Source organism: Sphingomonas crocodyli, from assembly GCF_004005865.1.
GTDB lineage: Bacteria > Pseudomonadota > Alphaproteobacteria > Sphingomonadales > Sphingomonadaceae > Rhizorhabdus > Rhizorhabdus crocodyli.
In genome coordinates, this window is sequence record NZ_SACN01000001.1 from 524,466 (window position 1) to 539,269 (window position 14,804).

Consider the following 14,804-nt stretch of genomic DNA (forward strand, 5'->3'; position numbering starts at 1 on the left):
AGCTTTGCTTACCTAATATCTGGGGAAAAGCGACTTATTGTGAATCATTCGCGACAAGTCGCTCTCCCAATGGGTCCGATGTGGACCTTATCGTGCCAAGAGCCAGATCAAAGCCGCCGCGCCCACCACGATTCGATACCAGGCGAATGGCCCAAATCCGCGCTTCGTCACCACGGCCAGGAACCAGCGGATCACCACGATCGCGACGACGAACGAAATAACGAAGCCCAGCGCGATATCGGTGATCTGATCGCCGCCCAGCTCATGCCGCGCCTTCCACAGCGCCAGCGTGGTCGCGCCCAGCATCGTCGGGATCGCCAGGAAGAAGCTATATTCGGCCGCCGTCTTGCGCTCGACGCCCAGCAGCAGCGCGCCCATGATCGTGGCACCCGATCGGCTGACGCCGGGGATCATCGATATGCACTGGACAAAGCCGATGCCCAATGCGGTGCGCCAGCCCATCCCCTCGACGCTCTCGGTCGTGATCCGCTTCGCCATCCGTTCGATCGCCAGCATCGCGACGCCGCCGACCAGCAGCGCGATCGCGACCACGATCGGCTGATTGAGCAGCGCCTTGATCGCCGAATAGGCGACCGCGCCGATCACCGCGGACGGCAGGAAGCCGAGCAGGACGTTGCGGGTGAAATGGATCGACGCCGGATCGCGCCGCCCCAGCCCCGCCAGCACCGCGGCGAAGCGCGCGCGATAGACCACGAGCACCGACAGGATCGCGCCCAGCTGGATCACGATGTCGAACGTCTCGCTGCCCTCGGGCACCTTCACCAGCTCACCGGCCAGAATCAGGTGCCCGGTCGAGGAGACGGGGATGAACTCGGTCAGTCCCTCGACGATGCCGAGGAACAGGATGACGAGGAACGGCACGCCTTAGGCGGCCGGCTTGGCGCGCGCCGGGGCGAAGCGGCCGCGGGGCTTGAACTGCACCAGCCAGGCGGGGGCCACCGCGTCCATCGGGGTCGGATCGATCCCGAACGCGGCAAAGCCGTTGCCGGTCGCGACATTGTCGGTCTGCAGCATCGCCCACTGGTCGCGCGTGATCGGCGCGCCGGGCAGCAGGCCGGCCACGGTCGCCACCATGCCGCCGATCGCGTCGGGGATGGGGGCGAAGGTCGGCTCGCGCCCGGTCTCGCGCGCGATGAAGTCCTGCAGGCCCTGCATCGTGATCTGTTCCGGCCCGCCCAGTTCGTAGGTCTGGCCGCCATAGGTCGCGGGATCGAGCGCCGCGGCCGCGATCGCGCGGGCGACGTCGGCCACCCAGGCCGGCTGGAACTTCACGGTCGGGCGCATCACCGGCACGATCGGCATCGCCTGCATCGCGGCGAAGCGGTTCACGAAATCGTCTTCCTGCCCGAACAGGATCGACGGGCGGATGATCGTGGCGGCGGGATAAGCGGCCTTCACCGCCGCTTCGCCCTCGCCCTTGGTGCGGCCATAGGCCGACGCGCTCTCCGGATCGGCGCCGATCGCGGAAATGTGGACCAGCGCGGTCGCGCCCGCATCGGCGGCGGCCTTGGCCACGTTCGCCGCACCCTCGACATGGATGCGCTTGAAGTCGCCCGAAAGGATGCCGACCAGGTTCACCACCGAATCGCTGCCCGCAATCGCGCGGGCGACGCTCGCCGGCTTGGTGATGTCCGCCGAAACGAACTGGGTCTGGCCCAGCCCGCCCAGCGGCTTGATCGCCAGCGCCTTGCGCGGATCCCGTTCCACCACGCGCACCCGCGCGCCTGCCTTCAGCAGCTCCTGCGCCACATAGCGGCCCAGAAAACCGCCTCCGCCGAACAGCGTGACCAACCGGCTCATTGTCGCAAACCTCATGGATATTGTCGCCGCACGCATTGCCCGCGACAGAAGCTGTTGACAAGGCGCAACCGCCGCCACTATCAGCCGCGCTCCGCTCCGGATGCCCAGGTGGTGGAATTGGTAGACGCGCTGGCTTCAGGTGCCAGTGGCCGCAAGGCCGTGGAGGTTCGAGTCCTCTCCTGGGCACCAACGGCTTTCTAAGTCGTTGATCGCGTGACAAAAACCCTGTTTTCCGTGACTTACGCCTCTTTGGCCGGTACAAAATCCGGGACGCGAAGGCATGGGTTTGATCGTGAATAACCGACACATTCAGAAAGACCCTGCGACCGGTAGGCTCTCCTATCGGCGGGCCTTTGAACCGTCCTTGCGGCCATTTTTGGCGAAGCCGCGTCGCGAGCTGAAGGTGTCACTTGGCTCGACCAACCTCCGAGACCCAAAGGCAGAGCGGAAGCGGCTGGAGGCTGAGCAGCAGTACGAGCGCGAGGTCCGGCAAGCTACCGCTGCACGCCGAGTCGCCATGCAGGAAGCCTCAGGCCGCGTCGACCGATTGACGCCCGAGCTAGTGCAATACCTCATCGTCAACTGGCAGGTGGATGACCTTGCGCTCGACGAAGAGGTCCGGTGGGCCCCTCGCTCTCGTGATCGCAAACTCCAAGCTCAAGCCGATCTGCGGGCGCACGTCACCGATGAACTGGCGGAAGCGATGGAGCTGCGCGGGCTTGGCGACCTTGAAGGCATTTTGGAAGGTTGGGGAGCGACCGCAGCAGAACATGCCGCCACACACGGCTACAATGTGGATTTGGAGACGGCTGGTTTCCCCGAGTATGTTGTGGCGCTTCACGATGCCCAAATCGAGAGCTGGCAGGCCATCCTGCGGCGCATAGGCGGCGAGCTGGTCCCCACGCCCGTCGCGTTGCCGAAGCCGCAGATTAACGCGGTTCCCTCAGTCCAGGACGCAAAGACCGTTCAGGACCTAGCTGACGCCTACCAGAAGGCAAAATGGGACGGCTGGAGTGAGTCGACGCGCTCAGCAATCGTGCCGGTCATTCGCGTCTTGGTAGCTGCGGTCGGCGATCGTGATGTTCGCTCAATCCTCCGTGAGGATGCCCGACAGGTCTTTGAGACCGTAAAGTCCCTTCCCGCCGGCATTGGGAAGCGGAAGGAGCTGCGGGGCCTTTCGGTCCCCGCCGCGATCGAAAAGGCGAAGCGGTTGGGCCTGCCGTTGCTGAACCCGAACACGGTAAATCGGGGCTACATGGTGCACATCGCGTCCATGTTCGGTTGGGCGGTTGCTGAGGATTGGGCAGACAAGAACCCGTTTGCCAAGCTCGCGGCGGTTGATCCCGTGGCGGCAAGGGACCGGCGCGACCCCTTTACCTTAGAGCAGCTCCAAAAGCTCTTTGCGGCCTCGCCGTGGGATCGCCGACCCTCGTGGGGCATGGCGAAGCCCGGACGGTATTGGGTACCCCTTATCGCTCTTTTTACGGGGATGAGGCTGGGGGAAATCGCCGGCTTGCGGCTCATGGACTATGAGGCGCTTGAGGGCGTCCCGGCGCTGCGCGTGCGGCCTTACGAGGGACGAAGGCTCAAGAACGCGGAAAGCCGGCGGGACTTGCCTGTCCATTCTGAGCTGATCCGGCTGGGGCTGCCCGACTTCATCGCAGCACGACGCAAGGTTGCTCGGCCGGGTGATTTGATTTTCCCAGACGCAAAGGCGAACAGCCGGAGCCAATGGGGGGCGAGACTCGGCCAATGGTTCGCGGCCCTCGTGGCAGAGAAGGGTTTCGCGGGAACTAAGCTCGGGATGCACAGCTTCCGTCATGGTTTTGAGGACCGCCTGAAGGCCGCTGGATTGCATGGACGTGCAGAAGGTCAGGCCTTGGCGGGGAGGCGGGTGACGGGATCGGAAGCGTCCTATGGCAACGGCTTCACGATATTCCAGCTTCAGGCTGCTCTAGAGACGATTACGCATCCTGGGCTCGACCTGAAACACTTGGTACCGCCAGCCGCCTAGTGGACCGCTGTGTCCGCTTTCAGCCCCTTCCGAAGCGCCAGAAGCTCCTTCGCCCCATCAGCCTACCGCCGGGCCAGAGCGGCCCCCACAGCGTCCTCAAGAGCCGCAAAGAAAGCCCGCACCCGATCGGCGCTAACGGCCTGATGCGAGATAAGCCAAGCATGATCGCGGAGGGCGTTGCAAAGCCGTTGGTTCGCTGCGGGTGGCAGGGGCGTTTGGCCGCTACCCTCTCCCCCGCCGGAGCGAGGGGGCTTAATCACACCCGCAGCGGACGGTAGGATAACTGTAGAGCCCCCACACTTACAGCGGGAATTGATACTCTCCCCTGCATGGCAAACTTGTCACTGCAAGACCTTAAAATCCTTGTAGAACGGGGGTTGTGCCGGCTGGAACCGATAACGCCCCTATCGGCCCTCAAATCCCCAAAGGGTTCGCCAGTTTATCCAGAACGGCATGGGGGTCCTCCCCGCGCTCTAGCGTTTCCACGAGTGTCCTGGCGGCCCCTAAGAGCCTTGCTTGATCACCGTCCTCAAGTTGGCTGAAGATTGCGCCAAACTTGTGAAGACAGGATGTCGCCTCGTCGGCGGCTTCCTCTGCCAACTCCTCCTCGGTTGCGTGGCCCTCCGGCTCCCAAGTCTTGAAGCCCTCACCCTCGTTCAACGTGAGCCCCATTGCCTTTAGGCGCATGCGGATCGTTTCCCGGCTGTAGATGCCATCAAGCTCCGCCTCGATCACGCGGGAGGACTTAGTTTCCCCCATCGGGTCCACTTGGCGCCCATCCGCGATGTAGGCGTCCCAAAGGACCTGCCGGTCTTTCCGGCTGAGATTGAGCCCGTGCTTGGTGTTGGCTTTCTCAGCCTCCTCTCGGGCCTCCTGAAGGCTCATGCGGGCAACCTCCGCGGTCACAGTGCGGGACCCGTGGCTCCGATGGGCCTCTAAGCGGTGGAAGCCGTCAACGAGATACAGCACCTTGCCGACATGGGCGACCTTGAGGGCCGGTAGGGTCTTGCCTGCCGCCAGCTCTCTCGCGAGCTTCGTGGCGTGGCGGCGGTCAATCCCCTTCGCCCGTAGCTGAAAGTTCGCATGCTCCCGGACCTCGTCAATGAGAAGGGTGCGGGTCGCCCACTGTTTACCCTTCGCGGTCACTTGGCGGTCTCCTGAGCGCCCAGCCGGGCCATAAGATTGCGGACGGATGAAGCATGCCAACGCCCCCCTCGGGCAGTCACGATGCCATCGGCATTAAGGGCCTCTGCGATCCCTGCGAGAGAAGTGGTCCCTTGGGCCCGCAGGGCCTCCACGGTGCCTCGCAGGCTCTCTGCGCGATCACCGGCGTAAGACGCTACCGCCTCTAGGGCTGCGGTGGTCCCCTTGCCGGCCCTGCGAAATGCAGCGGCACCGTTGGGATTGCCCAGCCGGACCCCACGGGCCTTGGCGGCTGCAAGGGCGTCCTTGGTCCGCTCTGAGATGAACCGGCGCTCCTGCTGGGCCACGAGGGCCATGATGCCCACGGTGAGGTCATTAGCGTCCGGCATGTCCGCAGCTACGAAGCGGACGCCGCTGTTCTGGAGGGTCAGGAGGAAGGCAGCATCGCGGGAAAGGCGGTCCAGCTTTGCAATCACCAGTCGCGCTCCCGTCAGCCGTGCCCGCTCAAGAGCCTTGACCAGTTCGGGCCGGTCCGCCCGCTTGCCGCTCTCGACTTCCTGAAAGGGTGGAGCGATCAGGTCCCACCCCCGTTGGGCACACAAGGTCTCGACGGCGGCCCGCTGGGCCTCAAGGCCGAGCCCCGAGGCACCCTGGCGGGCCGTCGAGACACGGTAGTAGGCTACTGCTCTGTCCGTCATATTTCGCCTCGTGCAAATCTGTCTGACGAGCGTTAGATGGATTTGTAAAGTGTTGTCAAGCTCCGAGTACAAGACGCCCACGACGCTGATCACCGCACTGACCTCAACACTGTATTGCCTAAATAAGACACCGCAATGAAGCCGAATGTCTGGCCGCCCGGAACCGCCGCAATCCCGCAATGTGGCGCAGGGGGGAGGCCCCCACTCTTCGGTGGGGCATTGGCCCGGTCCGACAACTACGCCTCCAGCATTTCCGCCGCTTCCTGGGCCTAAGGTCCCTGTCGCCGATTGGGTCCCTATGGGTCCCCTTCAGCCGCTGCGGGTTCCCCCAGCCGGCCAAACACAAACACGGTTCGTAATTGGCGGCTTCGCTCGACCGCTAACGCGAGCGTCGGACCCCAAATGAAACGCCGCATTCCCTGAGTTTTCTGCGCAGCCGGCTACCCGATTATTTTAGGGTCCCATTGGGTCCCATGCCGGCCTCTAAGGTTCCCTTGGCGGAGCGATTTCCTGCCGTGTCCGAAGGGTGCCCACAGTTTTCGGCCAGGGTCCCTCCGGGTCCCATCTGGGCTGATTAGTGTAGGCATACGCACAGCCGTTGAAGTCAGCTGCAGCCTTAATGCTGACATATGCAGCACCACGCGCACGCCGTCCTCCTTGCTGGGTCCTCCAATCACAGACGCCGCGTGTGGTCCCATCAACCCTCCAGCTGAATACCTTTGACCTTCGATCCTCAAAAGGCCGCCCGGACCCTCTCCGGCCGGTCTGTCACCCTCTGCCCGCTGCCGGGCACTAAGGGTTCCCCTGCGGGCTTCCCGCTGCACGGCTACATTGCCCGCAAAGGCGGCGGCCAGAACCCAATGACCTTCCGCGCGGATGGGACTGCCCGCCGTGGTGCCGGCAATGACCTCGTCGACATCCGGCCCACCTTCGATCCCACGGCCCCGATTTGGGACCAGGACGGCTGCCGTGCAGCGATATTCGCGGTTAGCCCAATGGCGATCCCGTTCCCCATCACCGCCCTCGTTCGCACTGAAGGCGGAAAGAAGTCCCCGCGAGACTTCGACCGCATGGGCGTGAGCCGGGCAGGCCCAGCTTTCTACCTTACCAATCAGGACCCACGACATGATTAACGGCGCACTGTTCGCCCCCGGCGCACTACGCCCACCCTTCGAAAATCTTCCCACGTCCCCCTCAATTGGCGTCTGCGGTTCCTATGCCCTCAAGGATAACCGTTAATGGGCGGCCTTTTCGGCGGTTCTCAGAAGACCAAATCGACCAGCACCACGGACACCGGGCCCTCGAAGTTCCAGGAACCCTATCTCCAGTCGGCATTCGACGGTGCGCAAAGCCTATACGATAGCAAGACGGGCACCCCGTTCTATCAGGGCGACCTGTACGCAGGCATGAGTGACGCCGCGAAGAGCGACCTCTCGTCCATGAAGGCCTTCGCGTCTGGCACGGGCCTCGATACCGCCGGCCGCCTCTCCGCCCTCGGTGCGGACCTCTCCGGCCACGCATCGAAGGCCGGCACGTCGATCGACGACTTCCTGAAGCTCGCCAATGGCGACGCGACGGCGGAGAACATCGCTGCGGCGAGCAAGTACGCGGACAACCCGTACCTCTCGGGCCAGATCGACGCTGTCAACCGTGACGTGTCCCGCCAGCTCAACGAGCAGACGCTTCCGACGATCAACCGCGTGGCCTCGGCGACCGGCAACATCAACAGCTCCCGAGCAGGTGTCGCGTCCGGTATCGCCGAGCGCGGCGCTGCGGATCGCATGGCCGACAATGCAGCCACCGTTCGCGGGCAGGCATACGACCGCGGCCTCTCGCTGGCCTCCTCGGACCGCTCGACGAAGCTCTCGGCGCTCGGCACGGCCGCGAACGCCTACACGGGCCTAGCAGGCATGGGCATCAGCGCCCTCGGGGCTGGCGCACAGGCTGGCTACGGCGCCTATGACGTCCTCAACCGAGCCAATCTGGCCGAGCAGGCGGACCGTCAAGGTCAGGCCGATGCCGACTACAAGAAGTGGCAGGGCGAGGACACCCGAGAAGCGGACCTCCTAGATCGGTATTACCAGATAATCGGTGGCAATCCTTGGGGGCAATCCGGGACCACGACGGGCACTCAAACGACCAGTGGCGGGGCGGGCCTTCTGAGCACCCTTGCTGGGGGCGCGGCCCTCGCAGGCGGTCTCGGCTGGAAACCGTTCGCGAAGGGGGTGGCGAAATGATCACCGTCACCCTCGCAGACGGTCGCAAGGTCGACGTGCGGACCAACGACCCGCAGAAGGCCGCCAAGATCGCCCACGGCTGGAGCCGAGGCAATCCTAAGGGGCTCCCCAAGGCTCCGCCAAGCTCCGCCCTCCGGACTGCGCGGGGCCTCGCAGGCAACTTCGCGGAGGGTGTCCTTCCCGGTTCCTCGGGGTTCCTCTCGGGTGCCGGCAAGGCCCTAGTGAACGCCGCCGAAGCTCCCTTCTCGGACGAGGTCGATTTCGAGCCGATGGCGAGCTACTCGGCGGGCCAGCGGGACCAAGAGGCCCAGAATAAGGCCACGACGCAGGAGCATCCCTATCTGTCCGGCGCGGCCCAGTTTGGCGGCATGGCGGCTGGCGTGCTTCTGCCGGGGGCCAACATCGCTCGTGGGGCTTCGCTCGGCCAGAAGGCGTATGCAGGCGTGAAGACCGCCGGGGCCTACGGGGTGGCCTCGGGGCTGATGTCGTCCAAGGCTGACAACGTGTCGGACCGGGTGGCAGATGCGGTCTCGTCGGGAGCTATCGGAGCCATGACCGGTGGGGCCTTCCCGGTGGCCGGCAGGATCGCCAGTGCTACGGCCGCCCCCTTGCGTCCGATCATCCAGCCCGTTGTCAGTGCTGCGGGCAGGGGCCTCCAGCGTGTCGGCGCTTCCCTTCCGGGCCGTGCGGGAACCGTCATCAACCGCGAGGGCCAGCAACTCGCCCGGGACCGTGGGCAGGCCGCAGGAAATCAGCGGCTGGACCGCATGATCCGTGAGGCTCCCCACCCGGTTACCGGCGGGCCCATGAGGCCGGCGCAAGTCGCCCCTGAGGTCGCCCGCCGGCAACAGATGGGCGTTCCTGCAGTGGCGGCTGATATCAGCGAGCCGGTCCGGAGCGGCTTCCGCACTGCCGTCCGGTCCCCCGGACCCGCCGTCTCTGCGGTCCGCCGCGCGATCGATCAGCGGCAGGCCCAGGCGGCTGAAAGGGCCACGGGGCACATCGGCGCGACGTTGGGCCCTGTCGGGAACGTTGAAGCGCAAGCACGGGCGCTCACGGAAGAGGCCAAACGGGTTGCGGGGCCCCTCTTTGACCTGAGCGACGCTCAGCCGATCCCGCTCACCCGAGAACTTCAGGAGTTGTTCTCCCGTCCGGGTGGCAATCGCGCCATGCGTCACGCTGCAACCAGTCTCCAAGATGAAGGCCTAGAGCCTCTCCGGCAGGGGCTAGTGGAAGCGGCGGACGGATCATTCTCGCTGGGTCCCGTACCGGGGATGAAGTTCTACGACAGGGCCAAGTCGTCCCTTGACGAGGAAGTGTTTGCGGGACGATCACCCTTCGCTACGCCCGATGTCCAGCGGCATGCCCGAGGGGCTGCCTCAATCCGTGCTCGTCTTCTGTCGATCATGGACGGTGGTGAGGACTTTGGGACGGGAACGTCCATTCCGCCCGAGGGTCTCAACCCGCACTGGAAGCCGGCACGGGATGCCTACGGTGGCCCGGTTCAGTCCCGCAAGGCGCTGGAGTTGGGGCAGGAGCTTGCCACCTCGGACGCTGCGGAAATTGGCAACCGCATGGCGGCTATGACGCCTGAACAGGTGGGGCACTTCCGGCTGGGGCACCGTTCAGGGCTTGCAGCGGATGTCAGGGCAGTGCCCGACTATGGCGATCCCGCACGGCGTCTGGGAGGCACTCTGGAGCGGCGAGAGGCTCTCACGGCGGCTCACGGCCCAGAGGCTTCCGGACGGCTCCTAGAGCGCCTGGACGCGGAGCAGGACGCCTCACGGACCTATCAGGCGATCCGGGGCGTGAACGGCGACGTTGCGCCCAATATCGAGGAACAGGAACGGGCCATTGCCGATGCGGCGGGTAGTCTTGTCCAAATCGTGTCGGGTCATCCCGGCGGGTTGCTTTCGGCTGGCCGCGCCCTTCTAAAGGGCGACAGGACCGGAACGGAGGCTGATGCCTTCATCGCCGACGTCCTCGGGATTAGGCACCCCGACCTCTTGCAGGCCGCAATGCGCGACGTTGGCCGCGAACGTGCCCGCAGGACTCTCGTGGATCAGAACGCCGCCCGTGCCGTCCAGCAAGGCGGTAGGGTGCTCGGGGGTATCCTCGGGACCAACATGATCGAACCCGCCGACCCGTCCGGCTACTAAGAGCCCCAAAACTGAACCCCTCCAGCTAGACCCTACCCGGTCCGGCTTGGAGGGGTTCTTTTTTCACCTGCGTTTCCTCTTGTCCTCTTCGATTATGACGAGGACACCGAGCAGGAGAGGAGCGCCGAGGATGATGCCGCCGAGGTACGGGAGGTTTACGAACCAGTCCCATGCTTCCGCGATCGACCAAGCGAGGAACATCGGTCCCTAACCTCGTCAGGCCGCCAAACGGTCAGCGGCGGGCGCCGCATAGGCGTATGTGGTCAAAATGGTCTCGCAGTCCTGCCCCGTCAGCGTGACATCTTGCGTATCCCGAGACAGTTCGTCGAATTGCGTAATCAGCCACATTCCGTCGCCCATGCTCTGCGCGGTGCCGTCTGTGAGCTTCAGCGCGGTGGCCTTGCTGTCCCTGAGGGCCTGTACGTCTTCATAGGCCACGACGACGCTTTGGCCTCTGCCATCGCCCTCCTTTGCCACCAGAAAGAGCCCGTCCCCCATGTAATACACACGTCCTTCATTAAGCGGCGTGTAGTCCCGCTTGTCGAGCTTCCCCATGTCTAGACCTTTGTGCTTGTGCCCCTCCGCTACGGGAGTCCGCGTATCCAGCATTGGCTTTGATTTGACGTCAATAGTGCATGCACGCTTCTAATGTTCTGCATCTGCGGACATTCCACTCTTGCAGATGACCTTAAACGCCAATTGCTCTCATTCGGGCGGACGGGTGTGCAGCAGTTTGTCCGCAAGTGCAGAATATTATTGAGGGGCGATATTTATTTTCAGGAAGAGGATATGGCACGGAAAAGGCCCCTATGCGCCCTTGATCGGGAGCGGTAACGCGGTACAAGCGGCCGTACAAAGTTGACACTGTGCCGCGCCGGTCCAGGCCCGGAATTAAAGGGTTTTGGGGAGATGGGCGCTCTGTCCTCTCCTGGGCACCATCCTTATAGCGATAATATGGTTCACCGGACTTCCCCGACGGGGTTTGGCCGGATGGACCGAATCGCGTCCCAATCGGGCGCCATTTTCCCGACGCTGATTCAGGAACGCTCCGACGCTTTGCGCGTATGAGCCACCGTGAACCATAAAACAGATGTGCCCGCGCGGCGGGCGTGGATCGTGGCGGGTAGTCTGGGAGCGGCGGTGGCGCTGTTCCTCCTCATATTGGCTGCTTTTCCGTGGGGGCTGCTGCGCGGCCCGGCAGAGCGGGCCTTGTCGCATCATTACGGGCAGCCGGCGCGAATCGCGGCGCTCGAGAGGGTCGACGGCTTCTCCTTCCATCCCATCGTCGAGGCGCGCGGCGTGCGGCTGCCGCAGGCGCGCTGGGCAGGGGCGGGGGAGCTGGCGCGGATTGATCGGGCGCGGGTGCGCCTTTCGGTGTGGGCGCTGCTGACCGGCCGATTCGCGCCGAGCGAGGTGACGGTGGACGGCGGCCGGCTGCGCTTCGTGCGGATGCCCGACGGGCGCGAGAACTGGCGCGACGGGCCGAAGCCGCCGCCCGAGCGATCGAGCGGGCGCCCCGATCTGGGCAGGCTGGAGGTCCGCAATCTGCGCGTGACCTATGATGATGCGAAGCGGGATCGCGATTTCGACGTGCTGCTGAGCGCAGGCGCGCAGGGCGTGCGGATCGCGGGCACCGGCCATGTGAAGCGCAACCCTGTCACCCTGACCGCGACGGGCGCGCCGATCGTGGCGGGGCGGGCCTGGCCGTTCCGCGCGGCGATCGACGGGCCGGCGATTGCGATGACCTTTGCAGGGCGCATGGATCGTCCCCTCGACATCAATCACCTGAACGCCAGGGCGACCGCGCGGGCGGACGATCTGCGGCTGATAGATGCGATCATCGAGGCGGGACTGATGGGCACGCAGCCGGTGCGCCTGACCGCCGATGTGCGGCGCGACCGGCCCGACTGGAAGGTGAGCAACCTTAAAGGCACGATCGGCCGATCGGACATTGCGGGGGAGGCGACCATCGTGAAGCGTGACGGGCGTACGCGGATCGACGGGCGGATCCATGCGCGCCGCTTCGCCTTCGACGATATTGCGTCCGACGCGGGGCTGGCCAGGGCGGCGGCGAAGCGGGCGCGCTTCGGGCTGCGGCTGATCCCCGATACCGCGATCGATCTGGACAATGTGCGGCGCACCGACGGGCGGCTGGCGGTGAAGGTCGACCGGCTGATGTGGCCGGGGCCGTCGCCGATCCGCAGCCTGGACGCGGTGATCATGGTCGATCGCAGCCGGCTGGAGATCGCGCCGCTGCGGCTGGGGCTGACCCACGGCGTCATGGCGGGGCGCATCATCGTCGACCAGCGGGGCGGGCGGCCGCCCAGGCTGACAGTGGCGCTGGATATCGACCGCGCCAGCTTCGCCGATTTCCTGCCCGAGACGATTGAAGGGCCGCTGACCGGCCGCGCGCGCGTATCCGGGCGCGGGCTGACGGTGCGCGAAGCGATCGGGCGGGGCGACGGCGCAGTGTCGCTGGTGGCGCGCGGCGGGACGATCGGGGCGCGGACGGCGTCGCTTCTGGGGCAGGATGTCGGCCGCGGGCTGACCACCGACAAGGACAAGCGCACCGAGCTGCGCTGTCTGGTCGCGCGGCTGGACATCAAAGGCGGGATCGCGCGGGCGAACCCGGTGCTGATCGACAGTCACCGTGCGCTGACCGAGGCGAAGGGGACGATCGATCTCAAGACCGAACGGATGTCCTTCGCGGTCAACGGCGCGCCCAAGGGCGACAGCCTGCTGCGCCTGCAGGGGACGATTGGTGCTGCGGGCACGATCAAGCGGCCGCAGATCGAGCTGCCTGAAAAGGCCAAATCGGTCGGCGGGATCCTGTCGATGATCGGCGATGCGATCGCCGACAAGCAGGAGCCGGTGGCCGCCGACGCCGATTGCGCCAAGGCCGCGAATCGGGCCTTGAGCGTTCAGTAGGTCACGTTTCGGCTCGTCTCGTCTTTGACTCATGTCATCTCGTCCCAATGGGCGAACCCGTTTCGTGGGCGACAGGGTTGGTTGGGACATGAGGTACGATCAGCTTTCGCTTCGCCCCGGCCTGACCGCGATTGCCGCTGTCCTGGCCCTGTCCGCAACCCCGTCGCTGGCCCAGAGCGCCGACGCACCGATGGTGAGTCCGCCGCCCGTAAGCGCCGCGACCGCAACCCCGGCGCCCGCCCCGGCCGCTGCGCCGACGCCGGCTCCGGCCGTTCAATCGGCGGCTCCCGCCACCAGCCCGGCACCCGCCGGCGGTGTCGTGACCGCGCCGATCATCGGCACGCCGAGCCAGGCCGCCGCGGCCGCCCCGCCGGCTGCTGCCCCGACCCCCGCACCCGCCCCGGCCGTCGCCGCGACGACCGTTGAGGAGGAGCCGGCTGCGGCCGCCCCCGCCCCGACACGCCGCACCACGACGACCACGCGGACCGAGACCCGCACGACGCGGACCGCCGCGCCGGCTGAGGCTGCTCCCGCACCGGTCGCCGCCGCCCCGGTTGCGGCGCCGCCGGCGCCCGCCCCTGTGGTGCGCGCCAATCCGAACCCGGCGCCTGCCCCGGTCCAGTCGACCACGACGGTCGACATGGATGAGGCTCTGCCGATCGCCGGTGGCGTGGCCCTGGGCCTGATCCTGATCGGCGGTGGCGCCTATGCCTTTGCCCGTCGCCGCCGCGATGACGAGGATGTCGTCTATGCCGACGAGACCCTCGCCGCCCCGGCCCCCGCTGCCGCGCCGATGGCCGGTAACGTGACCGCTGCCGCCGCGACGCCGGGCTTCACCGCGCCGCTGATGGCGGGCGATACCCAGTCGGGTGCGCATGCCGTGGCGACCGCACCTACCGGCGCCGCCATCGATGGCCCGGTGACGACACTGCCGAACGGCTTCGACATCTCGCGCTTCGGCCGCCACACGCAGGCCGCCTATCGCGGGCCGACGCCGGAGAACCCGTCGCTGTCGCTCAAGAAGCGGCTCAAGGTCGCCAGCTTCTATGACGGCCGCGAGCGGATGGCCCGCGAGGGCAAGCCGGTCGAGACGTTCGAACCCTCGGCGCCGATCCCGGCTGCTGCGGCCGAACGCCGGACCACGGATCACATCACGGTCCGCAAGCCCGCCGCCCGCCCGCGCACCGGCTTCCGCCCGGTCTATCAGGGCTAAACCTATCAACCCCTGACCCGAGAGGGTCGTACCGGCGCCGTCGTCTCCCCAACCGGAGGCGGCGGCGTTCGGCGTTTGGCTCCTGATCCTCCCCCGCCAGGGGGAGGTGGCAGCGCAGCTGACGGAGGGGGAGGGCGGCGGCCAGCTCTTGTTCTTCGTGTCCTCCCCCTCCGTCGCCTTTGGCGCCACCTCCCCCTGGCGGGGGAGGATTGAGTAGGGCGATCAGAGTGAGCGAGATTGTTCGTTCGTAATTGCGAGCCATTCGCAATAAATGGGCGTCTCCTCCACAGGACGCCGACGATGAACCGCGATCTGATCAAGACCTTCACCTATTTGTCGATCCACCTGACCGTGGGTTTCACGGTGGCCTACGTGCTGACCGGATCGGTGGCGCTGGCGGGCGGGATCGCGTTGATCGAACCGTGTATCAACGCGGTCGCTTTCTACTTCCACGAACAGGCGTGGAAGCGGGTGGACGCGATGGGGCCGTCGCCGGTGGCGGTGCCGGCGCTCGCTGGAGTGAAAATGGCGGTTCGCTGATCAGGTCATCGGGCCGAAACTTGTCAAAGTTGTCACTACGTCTGCGTCGGA

11 protein-coding genes and 1 tRNA gene are annotated in these 14,804 nt (G+C 65.9%); 7 read left to right on the forward strand and 5 right to left on the reverse strand.

The genetic code is table 11. From position 1 onward, the window contains the following. Nucleotides 1-87: 87 nt before the first annotated feature. A complete protein-coding gene (locus EOD43_RS02675; RefSeq protein ID WP_127740843.1) occupies nt 88-882 on the reverse strand; it encodes an undecaprenyl-diphosphate phosphatase in 795 nt (264 codons plus the stop codon). A 3-nt stretch (nt 883-885) separates the two neighbouring features. Next, nucleotides 886-1,821: a complex I NDUFA9 subunit family protein gene (locus EOD43_RS02680; protein WP_127740845.1), complete on the reverse strand. Its 936-nt coding sequence runs from the start codon at nt 1,819-1,821 to the stop codon at nt 886-888. Between the two features lie 102 nt (nt 1,822-1,923). On the opposite strand from EOD43_RS02680, the gene EOD43_RS02685 reads away from it, so the two are divergent. Further along, nucleotides 1,924-2,010, forward strand: a tRNA-Leu gene (locus EOD43_RS02685). A gap of 91 nt (nt 2,011-2,101) precedes the next feature. Continuing rightward, nucleotides 2,102-3,835: a site-specific integrase gene (locus EOD43_RS02690; RefSeq protein WP_127740847.1), complete on the forward strand. Its 1,734-nt coding sequence runs from the start codon at nt 2,102-2,104 to the stop codon at nt 3,833-3,835. Between the two features lie 414 nt (nt 3,836-4,249). On the opposite strand, the gene EOD43_RS02695 is transcribed toward EOD43_RS02690, so the two are convergent. Continuing rightward, a complete protein-coding gene (locus tag EOD43_RS02695; protein ID WP_127740849.1) occupies nt 4,250-4,981 on the reverse strand; it encodes a hypothetical protein in 732 nt (243 codons plus the stop codon). Beyond that, nucleotides 4,978-5,676 carry a recombinase family protein gene (locus tag EOD43_RS02700; protein WP_127740851.1) on the reverse strand — a complete coding sequence of 233 codons (699 nt, stop codon included), beginning with the start codon at nt 5,674-5,676 and terminating at the stop codon, nt 4,978-4,980. The genes EOD43_RS02695 and EOD43_RS02700 overlap by 4 nt, the downstream gene beginning before the upstream one ends. A 1,238-nt stretch (nt 5,677-6,914) precedes the next feature. On the opposite strand from EOD43_RS02700, the gene EOD43_RS02705 reads away from it, so the two are divergent. Both EOD43_RS02705 and EOD43_RS02710 read left to right on the forward strand, forming a co-directional pair. Next, nucleotides 6,915-7,913 (forward strand): hypothetical protein, encoded by a 999-nt coding sequence (locus tag EOD43_RS02705; protein WP_127740853.1) that lies wholly within the window; start codon nt 6,915-6,917, stop codon nt 7,911-7,913. Then, nucleotides 7,910-10,072, forward strand: a complete 2,163-nt coding sequence (locus EOD43_RS02710) for a hypothetical protein (protein WP_127740855.1) — start codon at nt 7,910-7,912, stop codon at nt 10,070-10,072. Before EOD43_RS02705 ends, EOD43_RS02710 begins: the two co-directional genes overlap by 4 nt. A gap of 216 nt (nt 10,073-10,288) precedes the next feature. On the opposite strand, the gene EOD43_RS02715 is transcribed toward EOD43_RS02710, so the two are convergent. Next, a complete protein-coding gene (locus tag EOD43_RS02715) occupies nt 10,289-10,627 on the reverse strand; it encodes a hypothetical protein (protein ID WP_127740857.1) in 339 nt (112 codons plus the stop codon). Nucleotides 10,628-11,146: 519 nt separating this feature from the next. Between EOD43_RS02715 and EOD43_RS02720 the strand changes: the two genes are divergently transcribed. The 3 genes from EOD43_RS02720 (at nt 11,147) to EOD43_RS02735 (ending at nt 14,753) form a co-directional block, all read left to right on the forward strand. Continuing rightward, entirely contained in the window at nt 11,147-13,000 is a 1,854-nt protein-coding gene (locus EOD43_RS02720; RefSeq protein ID WP_240653053.1) for an AsmA family protein, read from the forward strand. An 88-nt stretch (nt 13,001-13,088) separates the two neighbouring features. Then, nucleotides 13,089-14,213 carry a hypothetical protein gene (locus tag EOD43_RS02725; protein WP_127740859.1) on the forward strand — a complete coding sequence of 375 codons (1,125 nt, stop codon included), beginning with the start codon at nt 13,089-13,091 and terminating at the stop codon, nt 14,211-14,213. Between the two features lie 300 nt (nt 14,214-14,513). Beyond that, nucleotides 14,514-14,753 (forward strand): DUF2061 domain-containing protein, encoded by a 240-nt coding sequence (locus EOD43_RS02735; protein ID WP_127740864.1) that lies wholly within the window; start codon nt 14,514-14,516, stop codon nt 14,751-14,753. Nucleotides 14,754-14,804 lie beyond the last annotated feature (51 nt).

Excerpts from the sequence above, each read along its gene's own strand:
- EOD43_RS02680 (WP_127740845.1), bottom strand. The coding sequence starts at position 1,821 with ATGAGCCGGTTGGTCACGCTGTTCGGCGGAGGCGGTTTTCTGGGCCGC.
- EOD43_RS02690 (WP_127740847.1), top strand. The coding sequence starts at position 2,102 with ATGGGTTTGATCGTGAATAACCGACACATTCAGAAAGACCCTGCGACC.
- EOD43_RS02700 (WP_127740851.1), bottom strand. The coding sequence starts at position 5,676 with ATGACGGACAGAGCAGTAGCCTACTACCGTGTCTCGACGGCCCGCCAG.
- EOD43_RS02705 (WP_127740853.1), top strand. The coding sequence starts at position 6,915 with ATGGGCGGCCTTTTCGGCGGTTCTCAGAAGACCAAATCGACCAGCACC.
- EOD43_RS02710 (WP_127740855.1), top strand. The coding sequence starts at position 7,910 with ATGATCACCGTCACCCTCGCAGACGGTCGCAAGGTCGACGTGCGGACC.
- EOD43_RS02715 (WP_127740857.1), bottom strand. The coding sequence starts at position 10,627 with ATGGGGAAGCTCGACAAGCGGGACTACACGCCGCTTAATGAAGGACGT.
- EOD43_RS02725 (WP_127740859.1), top strand. The coding sequence starts at position 13,089 with ATGAGGTACGATCAGCTTTCGCTTCGCCCCGGCCTGACCGCGATTGCC.
- EOD43_RS02735 (WP_127740864.1), top strand. The coding sequence starts at position 14,514 with ATGAACCGCGATCTGATCAAGACCTTCACCTATTTGTCGATCCACCTG.